We start from the raw sequence: 16,540 nt of genomic DNA on the forward strand, positions 1-16,540 counted from the left end.
TCTTGGGTTACAAATGTCTAACCCGCCACATAGAAAAAAAAATAAAAAATTTCAAGTTTATCAGAGAGGATAAGGAGAAATAGGGGATACTCCCTGCTCTTTAAAGAACAGGGAGGGAGGAAGATCTAAAAATGTACTTTAGCACCGAAATCATAGTTATAACTATGGGAAGAAGAACGGAGTTCGCAGTTGCCTTCGGCAAAGATTTCGATGTTAGGTCGAACAGCGAATCGTCCAGATCCTTGAACAACTAGAGCTTTGTTATCTAGATTTGTTGCTGGTGTTGTCCATGGAGCTAACCCTCCAATTAAGAATAACGTCATAGTTTCAGGGTTAATGCGGAAGATATCCTGAACATACATGGCAGAAAGATCATAAGCAAGAAGTTCTCGAGGACAGGTACCTTGGATTTTTATCCCTAGAGGAAGAGCAAGGTTAGCTAAATATGTACTTGAGAATGAGCAGCGACGTAAGCCTTCTTCTGTGAATTTCCTTTGTTCAGAATACACCCCTTGGAGTTTGATGAATGGGGATACATTTTTGAATATAGAGGGACATTTACTCAAAGTATAAACAAATGTAGATCCTAATTCTGTAGCTAGGGAGTAATTCGACCAGTTTCCTGTCGTTTTGGTTTTATCTTCGTGAGTTATGGTAAGATTGTTATTGCTATGGCTATAACTGAGTTGAGCACTGAGAATAACAGGAATGAAAGGAGATGCTTGCAGTTCAGGAACGCAATTTGTAGAGCCACCACAGAGGAATCGTAACATAGGTACAGTACCTACGTGATGTGCATACAAAGATCCTGAAAGTGTTTGGTGTTCTACCTGACCTTTAGCATCATCTCTATCTTTACCAAAGAGTTGAGAAAATGCTGCAGAAAATACATTTTCTGACAGCGTATGTTTATTTATGCCGATGGCATAGCCAGCATTGTTATGTTGGAAAACATAATTTTTTTCTGCACTATTAGCATAGAAAAAGTTTTTAATTCCTGTAGCCCAGAATCCTTCAGAACACAGAGAATTCGTAGCTAGAGATTCTACAGTTCTTTCTAAATTGCGGATGTCTGAGAAATTTCCCCATAGAGTGTTAGGAACTAAAGGTGTGGTAATTTCTTGCGCACCACCAAAAGGAATGTATCCCGTAGGTCTCCAATGTACAGTGGCTGTTTTCGTGCCAAGAGTAGTCACCCCTCCAGATGTAGAACCAGGAACCGTTTTCCAATCTACAGTCCAACTGCCTTGATATCCACGATGGGTGTTAAGATTTTCTCTTACAGATTCAGGAACATCCACTAAAGAGATTTTTGTAATGTCTTGGTCAGCAAGTTGTAGTAGCTCTTGATCAACGTTATTAGCAAGAGCATGGTGATTATAAAAAGCCTCTTGATCAGCGAAGATCCCCAAAGGACCTTTAACTGTTACGGTATGAGCAGCCCCTGAAGATGAGATATTTGCTGCTGTAGGTTCCACAAACTCATCAAGGCTTAACCACAGTTCTTTAATATCAACGTTTTCTTGAACTTTTATGCTCGAAGTTTGATCTAAGATAATTTTAGAGCCTTCAGTTTGTGTTAGCGATTTGGCTTCTAAATGAGCCCCTTTTTCTAAAACTAAAGATCCTGCAGAAAGAGTCAAAGGTTGCGTGAATTTAGAAACATGTTTCATCTTTTTATGAGGACTATTGATATGCCTGCCTGAAAAGATAATAGATCCTGTATAAGTGGTGGCTCCATTCACTTTGTTGATTTCTAGGTTGTCAGCCGCTGCCCCTTCAACAAGAATAGGATCGTAAAATAGAATAGATTGTGCTTCTTTCGCTTCGAGTTTTACAAATTTCCCATTTGCCCCGACATAAATCGCATTGTTGACTCTATTCCCTCCGTCTGTGTAGGTATTCCCTTTAAAGATAATGCTACCGTTATCCGCAGATAAACTGATCTCCCCAGAATCAGCAATGGAAATCGCCCCACCTTTTTGCGTGGCATGGTTATTTTCAAATAAAGTATTTCCCCCAGTTTTAAGTACAAGTTTATCCGTATGAATAGCTCCGCCTTTAGTTGCTGAGGAGTTATTCCTAAAGATCATAGAAGCATTGTTCTCTAGGGTGAGTGTTGTTGCTGTTGCCCCTGTTTTTAAACAATGAATAGCGCCGCCCGCTGCCGTAGAGTGGTTGGTATCAAAAACGAGCTGCTTGTTTTCTTTGATTGTTATAGAAGCTATACCATAAATCGCAGCATTTCCAGTAATTGCTTGGGGAGCGGAAATGAAGGATAGAACATTAAACCCAGACATCGTGATTGTTTTGCCATCAGTATTTGTACTGATAGCAGCTCCTTGAGCTGTAGAGGCGATATCTTCAAATATTAAGGAGTGGTTTGCTCCAACAAATGTTACATTGCCAGTAGAGTTTTTAAAACAGCTGGTATTTGCGGGTGTGGTTGATTTGACATGTTCGATAGTAACATCTGCAGTTAGAGTGTAGGTAGTTCCTCCTGCTTGTGAGGATTGCTTAGCAGTAAATTGCCCGGCTCCTGTAGAACCGTCAAAACTCGCCGAAGAGTCTAAGTTTTCAGCGTTTGCAAAAGCTATGGATACAGTAAAAGATGAAAGGATTAAAACCCCATAAATAGAGTTTTTCATAATACATTCCCTGTTGTTTTATAGGAAAAAATGTTTCTTCTTTTAGGAATGGTGATAACTTGGAAAGTTATACCGAACCAAAAAAGCAGATTAGTTCAGTGTTGGGTTGCTATGACATAGGCATGCCCCTTCCTAAGTGGTTGGGGTATACACAGTTAAAAATGCACCCTGCTGCCAAAATCCATGTTGTAACTATAAGAGGAACGGCGGAATTCCACAGTTCCTTGCGCAAAGACATTGATGTGTGATGTAAGAGACACGTTACTCGATCCTTGCAACAGAGCTGCTTGCTTGCTAAGATTTGTCCCTGTTGTTGTCCAGGGGAGTAGGCCTCCAGAGATTAATGAAGTCACGCTCTCAGGATTGCAACGATATAGATCAGTAATGTACATCCCCGTGAGTTCATAAGAGAGACGATGTAGTGATTGTCCTTGGATTTTAAGACCGATGGGCAATGAGAGATTTTTTAAATTACTGTTGTTAAAAGCACGTCTTTTTATTCCTTGTTCTTGAAACTGTACCTGATGAGCATATAGCCAATGCAGTTTGATAAAAGGAGAGACATATTGGAACAAGGTATGAGATACATCTAAAACAAAAGGAATCGAACTGCCGATTTGCGCGCTATACCCATAGGTGTTCCATGAGCCTCTTGTTTGTGTGCGGTCAGCATTTTTGACTGTCATGTTGTTGTTGTCATAGCTGTAACTCACAAGGACATCAAAATTGACAGGAAGATCCCTAGGGATACTCAATAAGAATCGCGGTTGATATTTTGATGTTCCTGCAAGGAATCTCATAATAGGAAGTAAACGTCTAGAATGCTGAGCATAGAAAGAAGCTGATAAGAATTTATCCTTAGATGTTGCAGATCCAAAATCTTTAGATCTCCCAAAGAGCTGAGAAAAACTTACACTAAAGATGTCATCTTGAAGTGTGTGGATTTTCCCTCCTACGATATATCCTGAACTCTTATGACGAAAGCCGTGGTTGTTGTTAGTAGAACCTTTAAGAAAAGAATTGGTCATGGATGAAATCCAAATACCGTTACCCGAAGATAACGCATGTTTCTCAAGAGCTTGTTGAGAAAAGCGGGTATCTAAAAAGAGATTCCATAAGCTATTAGGAACTAAAGATGTCGTAAACTCTCCAGTCCCTCCTGAGAAAGGAACGTAACCGGAAGGTTTCCAAATCAGGAGCATCTGCTTATTAGGTGAGACAGTCGCCTTCCCAAAGGTACGCTTAGGTTGCTCTTTCCAAGAGATTTCCCATGTACCTTGATAACCACGATGCGATTCTAACGTAAGGATAGGCGCTTTGGGAACGTCATCAATAGTGATATTGTCGAGATGGGGAGAGCTGAGATTTAAACACTCTACAGATAACTCATTCGCTAATGCTATCTGGTTATAGAAGATCTCATCATCTATATGCATAACTACAGGTCCGCGAATGTCCACACCAGAAGCATCGTCTGTTGTGGTGATATATGCGGGCTCTTCTGTTATCTTGTTAAGATCGAGATGGAGATTCTTTACTGAGATGTTGTTGGTAGTTTGTAACTTCGTCCCAGGATGCATGAAGAGTATGGAGTGAGGATTTTGATCAAAGGACGGAGCTTGTATACATACTCCCTCGTCTAAAATTAATGATCCTCCCGCTAAAGTGAGATCTTGAGAAAATGAAGAGAGTTTACACTCAGGGGAATGAATGAAAAAGTTGTGACTAGAAAATACAATCGACCCCTCGTAAGTAGAGGCTTCTCCTTGCGAGTTGTTAATAATTAACCGATCTGCAACAGATCCCGTGGTTGTAATGGGGTCATAAAAAAATATGCTTTTGTTTTTAGCGGCACGTAATTGAAGTAATTTCGCATTGTCTTCTAGGTGAATAGCATTGGAAATATCTTGGTCGTTGACAACTCTAAGGTTTCTTTCAAAGATGATATTTCCTCTATCCGCGGATAGACTAATTTCTCCATTAGCAGCAATGGCAATTGCCCCGCCTTTATCATAGCTAATATTGGATTGAAATTTTGTATATCCTCCTGCGGATAAGATCATTTTCTCAGCATAAATCGCTCCTCCAGAACCGGTAGCTATATTACCTACATTAAGAAACTCTCCGTTATTCCGTATTGTTAATGTAGGTGATGTAGCTCCTGCATCCGTACTTTTCTCACAACAAATGAAGGCGCCTTTCCCTGCAGACCGATTCATTCCAGAGCTTCCTTGAGAATTATTCTCTATGAGTACAGAGCTATTCGAATAAATGGCGCCATTCCCTGTATCTAATCGCGGAGACATGTAGAAAATCAGTTGTAAGGCCCCTGATATTGTGAGTGTCTTGCCATCCGCAGTTGTGCTAATAGCAGCACCTTTCGCTGTCGATGAAATATTATTGAAATAGAGAAGTCGTCGATTCCCAGTAAAAGTTAGATCCCCAGCTGTATTCGCAAAACAGCTAGTATTTGCTGGTTTTAATTGATTTATGTGTTCAAAGGTAATCGCGCTGCTTAGAGTATATGTTGTCCCATCAGCATTATTGGTTTGTTTAACATTGAAAGTTTCACTAGTGGAGCCGTTGAATCCAGTTGCAAGGTTGACAGAGTCGGCATCTGCAAGAAGTTTGGTAGCAGTGGATAAGGCAAAAGAGGAAAACAGCAAAACCCCATAAATAGAGTTTTTCATTAGTATTCCCTGCATATTTTGCGGCTCTACTTGACATAAGGGAAAGAGGAAAATAAAGCAAGAGTTGCTGTATGTTGATGAGGAAAATGCAGAGGATATCCTCTGCTTAGATAACGATCTAAGATAAGAAGCTTCTAGAAGATCAAGGCGTTAACAACACGGATAGTGATAACGTTTTCCTATCTCTTGCTATGCATGCAGAATAGATACAGCAGGACAAGATATGCCTGTTGGTCTTGCAAGTGAGCAGATTTTTACCCTTGTAATTAAGAAATGGGTACACACTAGATCAAGTATTTGTTTTTCTGGTACTTCGTTCGAGATCCTTGAGGAAGGATAAAGATCCCTAGGCCCTACCCCGTGAGAGCGGGGTAGGAGAGGTGGATGAGATTAGAACTGGATCTTCGATCCGAGATCTACGTTATAGGTTCGAGAAGAACCCCTGAGTTCGAAACCGAACTGGCTGAAGAGTTCTATGTTGTGACTTAAAGCCAAATAATTTCCTGCTTGCAGCATGAAGGCGCTTCGCGCAAGATTGTTGGCTTTAGTTACCCAAACGGCAGAGTCGGGGCTCACTAACAAAGAAGTAGTACAGTCAGGGTTGCTTCTTACGATATCCGGAGCATACGCAGCAGTGACATGATAAGAAGCTGTATCGTTATTCGCAAATCTCTCAAACTTTATACCGATAGGTAGGGAAAGGTTGGTGAGATTGCTGCTTTCGAAATATCTTCCCTCAGAGCTATTGGTTTCCTTAAAGTCATCTTGATGAGCATGCACAAGTTGTAACTTCAAGAAAGGTGAATACATATCGAATAGGAGAGAAGATTCTGTTTGGATAGGCACAGTTGCCCCAAGCTCGACTCCGAAACAATCATTACCCCAATCACCCTTGATTTCTGAATACGTTGTTTTATGAGGAGCATGGGTGTCTGTCATGTTGGTTTTCATGTCATTTGAAGCATGACAATAAGTTAACTGTGCGTTAAGGACTAACGGAGCTTCCGCACCGATAGTGTTTTGTAGCAGATTCTGCCAAGCATTCCAGTAAGAGATGTGTTGATAATATAGGGAACCTGCATAAATATTGGCGTTGTTTTTCGACACTAAATAGTCTTTGTCCTTTCCGAAGAGCTGGCAGAAAGCTGCACTGAAAATATCATCAGAAGGAGTTTTTTGCGTAGACGCCTAAAGCGTATCCGGCGCTATTGTGACGGAACTTGCGTTTAGTATCAGAACCACTTTTGTGTAGGAAGTTGGCTAGACCGGATACCCAGAATCCTCTATGGTAATCAGCACCATTGACGCTGAGATCCATTAAGTTTTGTATGGCACGGATATCCGAGAAGGAACCCCAAAGAGTGTTAGGAACCAAAGGTCCTTGACGTTCTGCGCGTAGGGGAGTAGCCAGTTTGTTCCCAATTTAGAGTGGCTATTTGCTCTTCGGTGCCTGTTCCTTGTTTCCAAGTTACTGTCCAATTTCCTTGGTAACCGTAATGGGTAGGAGGGACATAATTTGTTGGATTGCTATCTGGTGCATTAGTAGTCTGTCCAGAACTAGATATTACTGTTATTGCTGAGAAAGGTTTGGATGAAGAAAGGATGGGATTTTCGTAAGAATTACTATCTGTACTGACTAGATTGACAGCACTGATTGTAACTGTTTGGCTTTCTGTAGTTGCTGCGACTTTAGCAGGAGCTGGAGTGCCCCAATGAGGCGACGTTAATATCTAAATTAGTTAGAGTGATGGTTTCTCCACCTGTGGCAGGTGTCTGTAATGTGGTCCCTAAATCCATGACAACATTAGAGCCTGCTGTTTTGTGTGACTTTTTTTGCTTCTAGAGTGACACCATCTTTAAGTACAAGAGATCCTGCTGATAATGTGATGGGTTGCTTGAAATACGATTTCAAATTGTCCGCATCTTGTTTTTCTGCATCGGATAATTTTTCTCCTGAGAAGACGATCTTTCCTGTATAGTTAGTGGAGTTTGCAGTTTTATTTAATTCTAAGGCTGTTTCAGTATCTCCTGTATTAGCAATCGGGTCATAGAAAAAATCCCGAAACCTTCTTTAGCTCTCAAGTTTGTAAATTTTCCACTTCCAAGATCGATGGAATTTCTTTTTTACATCGGGGCTACTTCTGTCACTAGTTGTGATGATTTTGTTTCCATCGAAGATAATGTCTCCGAGATTCGCTGTTATGCTACATTTACTATTTGTATCATTCAAACAAATAGCCCCGCCTTGAGGTGACGAACCATGGGATACAGAATTGTTAGAAAATAACGTAGGTCCACCTGAGACAATGGTAAGTTTATCAGCATAAATAGCGCCACCTTTTACAGCGGAGGAGTTCTCTGAGAAAACCAGATTCTGATTATTGACTAATTTCACTCTACCATTAGAGCCGTCTGATTGACATTTGATGGCTCCACCTTCTGTTGTTGAACAGTTCTTATGGAAGACAAGACTAGAGTTATCTTTTAAAGTTATGATGCCTTTGGTTTGTATCGCTCCGTAACCGGTTGTACCCGGGGACAGTGGGCACATGAAAACAAGGAAAATCCTGTGACGTCTAAGGTTTTCTCGCTACCACTAACATTAATAGCGCCTGGGTTACTATCTTCAGTAGTAATATTATCAAAACACAATGTGTAACCATTTCCTATGAAAGAAAGATTTCCTGTAGTCTCTGAGAAACAACTTGTTTTTTTAGAGGAGAGCTTTTACCTGCATAGGAGATACACACATTGCCTTCACAAGTATATATCACGCCTGTTGACGTGTCTTTTACTTCGAAATCCGAAGACGCTGTATTTCCATTATAGCTATCCGAGGGAGTTAAGGTTGTTTGAACTTCTTCAGCAAAGCCCAAGGAATGTGAGGCCAATAGGCTCGAGGACATTAAAACCAGTAGACTGGATGTTTCATAAATTCATACTTTGGGTGATTTGAGATGGCCTAAATCGATCATAAAAATATTAAAAAAGTCAAGAGAATAAGGAAGATAAAGACCGCAGGCCCTACCCCGTGAGAGCGGGGTAGGAGAGGTGGATGAGATTAGAATTGAATCTTGGATCCGAGATCTACGTTATAGGTTCGAGAAGAACCTCTGAGCTCGAAACCAAACTGGCTGAAGAGTTCTATGTTGTGACGTAAAGCCAAGTAGTTTCCTGCTTGTAGCATGAAAGCATTTCGTGCGAGGTTATTGGCTTTGTTACCCAGACAGCGGAGTTGGGGCTCACTAACAGAGAGGCAGTGCAGTCAGGATTGCTTCTTACGATATCCGGAGCATAAGCTAGGATGAGGTTATAGGAAGCAGTATCCTCGTGAGAGAATCTCTCCAGTTTCACACCGATGGGCATAGAGAGGTTGGTGAGATTGCTGCTTTCGAAATATCTTCCCTCAGCGCTATTGGTTTCCTTAAAGTCATCCTGGTGTGCATGCACAAGCTGGAGTTTTAAGAAAGGTGAATACATATCGAAGAGGATAGAAGATGGCGTTTCTATAGGTGCCATAGCTCCAAACTCGACTCCGAAACAATCGTTACCCCAATCACCCTTGATTTCTGTGAGTGTGACGTTTTTAGGAGTATATGTATTTGTCATGTTTGTTTTCATGTCATTTGAAGCATGACAATAAGTTAACTGTGCATTAAGGACTAACGGAGCCTCAGCACCGATAGTGTTTTGTAGCAGATTCTGCCAAGCGTTCCAATAAGAGATATGCTGGTAATAGAGAGAACCCGCATAGACGTTGGAACTATTTTTAGAGACGAAATAGTCTTTGTCTTTTCCGAAGAGTTGGCAGAAAGCCGCACTGAAGATATCCTCAGAAGGAGTTTTTGCGTAGACGCCTAAAGCATAACCGGCGCTATTGTGACGGAACTTGCGTTTCGTATCAGACCCACTTTTGTGTAAGAAGTTGGCTAGACCGGATACCCAGAACCCTCTAGGGTAATCAGCACCATTCACACTTACATCTATAAGATTTTGTATGGCACGGATATCCGAGAAGGAACCCCAAAGAGTGTTTGGGACTAACGAACCTTCGCGTTCTGGATTCACAATGTAGCCGGTATTCTCCCAAGTTAGCGTGGCTGTTTGAGTGTTACCTTCGCCTCCGGGGGCCCAAGCTAGAGTCCAATTTCCTTGATAACCGTAATGAGTAGGGGAACATAATTTGTTGGATTGCTATCAGGTATAGTCACTGGACTAGTCCCGGTAGCTACTATTGCTGTGAAAGGTTGAGATGCAGCAAGAATCGGATACTCGTAAGCATTACCGTCAGTATCGACTAGATTGACAGCGTTGATTGTAACGGTTTTACTTGAGGTTTGTGATGTGACTTTAGCAGGAGGAGCCCCCCCAACAACGAGGCGACGTTAATATCTAAATTAGTTAGGGTAATAGTATCTCCATTTGAGGAAGGTGTCTGTAACGTAGTCCCTAAATCCATGACAACAGTGCCTGCTGTCTGTGTGAAGGATTTTGCTTCTAAAGTGACACCATCCTTAAGGACTAAAGAACCCGCACTGATTTTTAAGGGCTGTTTGAAATATGATTGCAGATTGTCTGGAATCGTTTTTTCTTCATCGGATAATTTTTCACCAGAGAAAACGATCTTACCTGTGTAAGTAGTAGAACTCCTTCCATCAGCTTTATTTAGCTCTATTGTTTCGCTAGTACTACCTTGATTAGCGATGGGGTCATAGAAGAAAATCCCGAAACCTTCTTTAGCTCTCAAGTTTGTAAATTTCCCACTAGAGCCAAGATCGATGGAATTTCTTTTGATTGTAGAACTTCCATCACTAGTTGTGATGATTTTGTTCCCATCAAAGGTAATATCCCCAAGATTCGCCGTTAGACTACACTCACCACTGGTATCATCCAAACAAATAGCTCCGCCTTGAGGTGTCGAATTATGAGATGCAGAGTTATTAGAGAATAACGTAGGCCCATCAGCAGTAATTGTCAGCTTTTTTGTGTAGATAGCCCCACCTTTGCTTTGAGAAGAATTTCCAGAAAAGACTACGTAGCCATTTCCTTCCAGTTTGAGCTCTGCATTACTTCCTGTAGCACACTTAATGGCTCCACCTTCTCCTGTAGAGCAATTGTTATCAAAAATGAGTTTGTTATTGCCGCTGAAAGTAGATACGCCTTTAGTCTGTATAGCTCCGTAACCGGTTGTGCCTGGAGGGCAATGAGCACATGAAAATAATGAAAATCCTGAGACATCTAAGGTTTTTTGGTCACCACTAACATTAATGGCCCCGGGGTTACTAGCAGTAGTAGTAATATTATCAAAACACAGTGTGTAACCATTTCCTATAAAAGAAAGATTGCCAGAGCTATCAGCAAAGCAACTACTAGACAAACCCTCTCCACTTAGTCCTGCATAAGCAATGCATACATTTCCTACACACGTGTATGTTATTCCATTGGCTTCAGTAGTTGTTTTTGGTTTAAATTCTTGATTTCCGGCTGTCTTCCCATTGTAGCTATCAGCAGGTGATAGGGTTTCTTCTTTTGCGTCAGCGAAGCATAATGAGCTTGAGGCAAAAAGGCTCGAGGATATTAAGAACCAGTAGACTGGATGTTTCATAAATTCATGCTTTGGGTGATTTGAGATACCCTAAACCGATCATAAAAATCATTAAAAGTCAAGGTCGCTGGCTGGGGTAAACAAAGGGAGGCCCTGCTCCGCACATACGGAGCAGGGGAGGTGGATGAGATTAGAATTGAATCTTGGATCCGAGATCTACGTTATAGGTTCGAGAAGAACCTCTGAGCTCGAAACCAAACTGACTGAAGAGTTCTATGTTGTGACTTAAAGACAAATAGTTTCCTGCTTGTAGCATGAAAGCACTTCGCGCAAGATTGTTGGCTTTCGTTACCCAAACAGCCGTGGTTGGGCTCACTAACAGAGAAGCGTTGCAGTCAGGGTTGCTTCTTACGATATCCGGAGCATACGCAGCAGTGAGATGATAAGAAGCTGAATCGTTATTCGCAAATCTCTCAAACTTGATGCCGATAGGCAGAGAAAGGTTGGTGAGATTGCTGCTTTCGAAATATCTTCCCTGATCACTATTGTTTTCTTTAAAGTCATCTTGGTGTGCATGCACAAGTTGCAACTTCAAGAAAGGTGAATACCTATCAAATAGGAAAGAGACTGGCGTTTCTACGGGTGCCATAGCTCCAAACTCAACTCCGAAACAATCATTTCCCCAATCGCCCTTGATTTCTGAGAGTGTGACGTTTTTGGGAATATATGTATTTGTCATGTGTGTTTTCATGTTATTCGAGGCATGACAATAAGTTAACTGCGCATGAAGGACTAACGGAGCTTCAGCACCGATAGTGCTCTGTAGTAGATTCTGCCAAGCATTCCAATAAGAGATATGCTGGTAATAAAGAGAACCTGCGTAGATATTAGAACTATTTTTGGAGACGAAATAGTCTTTGTCTTTGCCAAAGAGTTGGCAGAAAGCCGCACTGAATACGTCTTCTGAAGGAGTTTGCGCGTAGACGCCTAAAGCGTATCCGGCACTATGGTGACGGAACTTGCGTTTCGTATCAGAACCGCTTTTGTGTAGGAAGTTGGCTAGACCGGATACCCAAAAACCTCTAGGGTAGTCAGCACCATTGACGCTGATATCCATTAAGTTTTGTATAGCCCGGATATCCGAGAAGGATCCCCAAAGGGTATTCGGAACTAAAGATCCTTGACGTTCTGGGTTAGGAGAATAACCAGTTTGTTCCCAAGTTAGAGTGGCTATTTGCTCTTGGGCGCTTGATCCTTCTTTCCAAGTTACCGTCCAATTTCCTTGGTAACCGTAATGGGTAGGAGGGGTATAGTTTTCTAGATTGGTTGTGGGTGCAGTAGTAGTGGCGCTAGAACCAGATTTTGCTGTTATTGCTGTGAAAGGTTTGGATGAAGAGAGGATGGGATCTTCATAAGTATTGCCATCAGCATCGACTAGATTGACAGCCGTGATGGTGACTTTTTTACTGTCTGTATTTGCTGCGACTTTAGCAGGAGAGGTACCCCCCCCCCCCCCAACGAGGCGATGTTGATATCCAAATTAGTTAGGTCAATGGCTTCTCCACCTGAGGAAGGCGTCTGTAACGTAGTTCCTAAATCCATGACAACAGTGGAGCCTTCAGTCTGTGTGACTTTTTTTGCTTCTAAAGTGACACCATCTTTAAGGACTAAAGAACCCGCACCGATTTTTAGAGGTTGTTTGAAATATGATTGTAGATTGGCCGGAACTTGTTTTTCTTCATCGGATAATTTTTCACCAGAGAAGACAATTTTGCCTGTATAAGTAGTGGAATTTTCAGCTTTATTTAGCTCAATTTCATCGCTATTGTTCCCTGTATTAGCGATGGGGTCATAGAAGAAGATCCCAAATCCATCTTTAGCTCTCAAGTTTGTAAATTTCCCATTATTGCCGAGGTCAATGGAATTTCTTTTTACATCGGGACCGCTTCTACCACTAGTTGTGATGATTTTGTTCCCATCAAAGGTGATATCTCCAAGGTTCGCGGTTAGACTACACTCGCTATTTGTATCATCTAAACAAATAGCTCCGCCTTTAGGGGATGAATTGCTGGATACGGAGTTATTAGAAAATAACGTAGGCCCACCGGAAGTTATGGTGAGTTTTTGAGTAAATATAGCCCCACCTTTGGTGTTAGAAGAGTTCTCTGAGAAAACGAGATTCTGATTATTTTCTATTTTTAACTCAGTGGTACTGCTTCCTTTACAGTAAATGACACCACCATCTGTGTTCGAACAGTTTTTGTGGAAGACAAGACTAGAGTTATCTTTGATAGTGGTATTCCCTACAGCTTTAATAGCCCCGTAACCGGTTGTGCCTGGAGGGCAGTGAGCACATGAAAATAACGAAAATCCTGAGACGTTTAAGGTTTTATCGCTACCTTTAACATTAATGGCTCCGGGGTTACTTGCTTGCGTATTAATATTATCAAAACACAATGTGTAACCATTTCCTACGAAGGCAAGGTTACCCGTGGTATCAGTAAAGCAACTATTGTCTAAGCCCGTATCACCTAACCCTGCATAGGCAATACATATATTCCCTGTACACGTGTATGTTGTTCCCGCAGATTGGTTGGTTACTTTTGGTGCAAATTTTTGATCCCCTGCCGTATTCCCATTATAGCTATCAGCAGAGGTTAAGGTTTTTTGCTCTGCTTCATCGGAGCATAAGGAGTTCGAGACAAGTAGGCTCGAGGATATTAAGAACCAGTAGACTGGATGTTTCATAAATTCATGCTTTGGGTGATTTGAGATACCCTAAACCGATCATAAAAATCATTAAAAGTCAAGGGGATTGTGTGGGCAAGAGTAAGGGAGAACCCTGCCCAGAGCTGGGCAGGGGAGAGATTTTTAGAAAGAGACCTTAGCTCCAAGATCTACGTTATAATTTCTTGAAGAGCTTCGTAATTCGCAACCAAACTGACTGAACATCTCAACACCAGAGGATAAGGCAATATGGTTACCTGCGCGAACTATGAAAGCTTGTCTAGCAAGATTCGCCGCTGTGGTTAACCAGGAAACGTCATTGATCGCTAATCCTGTCATACAGCTGGGATTATAACGGTACACATCAGGTACATACATAAGCGTAAGATCATAAGCTGTTTTCTCTCCATAGGAGAGTTTCTCAAATTTTATACCTATAGGTACAGAAACATTGAGAAGATCGCTGCTTTCAAAGGTTCGGCCTTCTGTTGTTGGTTCTTTAAAGTCATCTTGGTGAGCATAGACAACTTGTAGTTTTGCAAACGGTGCATAACTATCAAAGATAGAAGAACTAAATACTGGGATAGGTACGCTAGTTGACAAAGCTACGCCAAGAGTATCATTACCCCAGGAACCTTTCACTTCAGGATAGTCCGTATAGGACGTTGTCATGTTGTTGGCGGTATGACAATAGGTAACTTGCGCATCCAAGAAAATAGGAATCTCTTTAGAAAACCCTGAACAACATGTGTTAGGCCCATTAAATAACCGTGTTAGGTCATCAAACTTGCTCACATGTTGATAATAAATAGAACCCGCATAGACGTTTCCAGCATTTTTACTTACAAGGTAGTCTTTATCTTTTGCAAATAACTGACAGAAAGCGACACTAAGAGAATCCTCTCTAGAAGTATTGGTTGTGGCTCCTAACACATATCCCGAACTGATATGACGGAATTTGCGATTTTCAGCACTCTGATCTTTATGGAAGAAGTTCCCAATTCCAGAGACCCACAGACCACGACGTGTCTCAAGAATACTGTCAACACTACGTTCCATAACATCCTGAATAGAACGTAAATCCATAAAGGATCCCCAAAGGCTATTCAGTACTAGGGGAGCACGACGTTCAGGATTTGGAACATATCCTGTTTTATTCCAAGTAAAGACAGCGGTTTGTGTTTTAGGATCAGAGTTATTATCTTTGATCCAACTGACAGACCAGTTTCCTTGATAACCATAGTGTGTCTCAGCAACACCTACAACATGACTAGGAACGTTTGTTGTTGTAACGGCACCTTTCCCAGAAAGTAGAATTCCTCCTAAAGCTAACGTATCATTGAGCTTGTGGTTTTCATAAAACTTTCCCGTAGGATCAACAACGCCGATAGCACCTGATACAGTCACATTTTTCCCCGCAGCAACGGCATCGACTACAGCGAATGTTTTCCCATCTAAGGTATTCGGATTAATAGCCAGATTCGTCAGTGTAACATCTTCTGTTTTTGCTGATAACTTTGTGCCTGTATCCATGAGAATCAAAGATCCTGCTGTTTGCGAGACAGTTTTTGCTTCTACTTCAACGCCCCTTCGTAACACAAGTTCACCAGCAGCTAAAGTTATTGGCTGTGTAAATATTGTCTTAAGGTTATCAGCAACAGCAGCTTGTTCTTCAGTGAGCTTTTCCCCAGAGAAAACAATTCTTCCATTATACACCTTATCACCCTCAGCTTTATTTAAAGTGAGAAGATCAGCAGCATTACCTTCAACTGTTATAGGATCATAAAAAGAAATCGTCTTTTCAGACGCTGCACGTAGGTTGAGGAATTTTCCATTGCCTTCAATGTTAATCGCGTTTCTTTTTATTGTAGCGTTGTTTTGTGTGGCTATAAGGTTATTTTCAAAAGTAATATCCCCATGTTCAGCTGTTAAGCTACATTCTCCATTGGAACCAATACCAATAGCTCCACCTTTAGGTGCAGCATGGGTAACTTTGTTATTGATAAATAACGTAGGTCCTCCCGAAGTCAATATGAGCTTATCGGTGTAAATAGCCCCACCTTTTGATGAAGAAGTATTTTCCTCAAAAATCAAGACTTTGTTATCTCTTATAGTAAGGGTCGGTGATGAACCTGCTTTGCTACAATGGATAGCTCCACCGCAACCATCAGCAGAACCGGAAACAGCGTTGTTGTTAAAAACAACACGATCGTTACCCGCAATAGTCGTAGCAGCTTCTGAATATACTGCTCCCCCAGAATTAATCGCAGTGTTTCCAGAAAATCTGATTGTTCCTTGGTTGTCCGAAAGATGAGCTATTCCCGTAGCAGCAATCGCTCCACCTTTTTTCGCACTAGAGTTAGTGGTGAAGCTGATTTCCTTGCTCGAGCCGGTTAGAGAAAAAGCTTTGCAAGAGATCGCTCCACCATTATCAGCGGAATGGTTCTGGTCAAACAAAATACTGGTATTATTCGCCAAGTTTAATGCTCCTCCGGATTGCATAGCTCCTTTCCCATTATTTACTAGAGAAGATGGGCATGCCGTGAAGCTCAACTTAGAAAAATCTGTCAAAGTAAGAATCTTACCGTCAGTGCTAACGTTAATTCCTCCGGGATTAGCTCCGGCATTCACGTTGGCTATGGATAAGCTATGGTTGTTCCCTTTGAAAGTTAGATTGTCCGCAGTTTGAACAAAAGCTGAAGAAGCAAGAGCAGCTGTCTGTCCTGCATCTACAATAGAAATATCACTCTCGACGTTGTAAGTCGTTCCTCCCGCAGTGTTTGTAGATTGCGGACTGAATGCTCCATTTGCATCGAGAATAGATTCTTGAGTTAAAGCCACTTCTGCATGCAATTGCGAGAAGTGAAAAGATATTGGTATCGTCAGAGTTGACGATATTAAAATCTTATATAAAGAAGGCCTCATTTTAT

General features: G+C 41.5%; 7 protein-coding genes and 2 pseudogenes. All 9 read right to left on the bottom strand.

The window, feature by feature from the left end:
• Positions 1–125: 125 nt before the first annotated feature.
• The 9 genes and pseudogenes from FI836_RS04145 to FI836_RS04185 all read right to left on the bottom strand — a co-directional run bounded on the left by FI836_RS04145 (position 126) and on the right by FI836_RS04185 (position 16,535).
• Positions 126–2,648, bottom strand: a complete 2,523-nt coding sequence (locus FI836_RS04145; RefSeq protein ID WP_014943735.1) for a polymorphic outer membrane protein middle domain-containing protein — start codon at positions 2,646–2,648, stop codon at positions 126–128.
• 155 nt (positions 2,649–2,803) lie between these two features.
• Complete coding sequence (locus tag FI836_RS04150; RefSeq protein ID WP_020338321.1) at positions 2,804–5,338, bottom strand: autotransporter domain-containing protein; 2,535 nt, start codon at positions 5,336–5,338, stop codon at positions 2,804–2,806.
• A gap of 390 nt (positions 5,339–5,728) precedes the next feature.
• A pseudogene (locus FI836_RS05335) lies at positions 5,729–8,270 on the bottom strand (autotransporter domain-containing protein).
• A 212-nt stretch (positions 8,271–8,482) separates the two neighbouring features.
• A complete protein-coding gene (locus tag FI836_RS04170; RefSeq protein ID WP_235672858.1) occupies positions 8,483–9,406 on the bottom strand; it encodes an autotransporter outer membrane beta-barrel domain-containing protein in 924 nt (307 codons plus the stop codon).
• A gap of 229 nt (positions 9,407–9,635) precedes the next feature.
• Positions 9,636–10,943: a polymorphic outer membrane protein middle domain-containing protein gene (locus FI836_RS04175; protein WP_139934585.1), complete on the bottom strand. Its 1,308-nt coding sequence runs from the start codon at positions 10,941–10,943 to the stop codon at positions 9,636–9,638.
• A 130-nt stretch (positions 10,944–11,073) separates the two neighbouring features.
• Positions 11,074–12,000 carry an autotransporter outer membrane beta-barrel domain-containing protein gene (locus FI836_RS05340; protein ID WP_014943740.1) on the bottom strand — a complete coding sequence of 309 codons (927 nt, stop codon included), beginning with the start codon at positions 11,998–12,000 and terminating at the stop codon, positions 11,074–11,076.
• Positions 12,001–12,156: 156 nt separating this feature from the next.
• Positions 12,157–12,336, bottom strand: a pseudogene (locus tag FI836_RS05370) (autotransporter domain-containing protein); the annotation flags it as partial.
• Positions 12,318–13,631, bottom strand: a complete 1,314-nt coding sequence (locus FI836_RS05345; protein WP_268706053.1) for a polymorphic outer membrane protein middle domain-containing protein — start codon at positions 13,629–13,631, stop codon at positions 12,318–12,320. The gene FI836_RS05345 and the pseudogene FI836_RS05370, both read right to left, overlap by 19 nt.
• Before the next feature lie 123 nt (positions 13,632–13,754).
• Complete coding sequence (locus FI836_RS04185) at positions 13,755–16,535, bottom strand: autotransporter domain-containing protein (protein ID WP_139934586.1); 2,781 nt, start codon at positions 16,533–16,535, stop codon at positions 13,755–13,757.
• Positions 16,536–16,540 lie beyond the last annotated feature (5 nt).

Source organism: Chlamydophila parapsittaci, assembly GCF_006385615.1.
Taxonomy (GTDB): Bacteria; Chlamydiota; Chlamydiia; order Chlamydiales; family Chlamydiaceae; genus Chlamydia; species Chlamydia psittaci.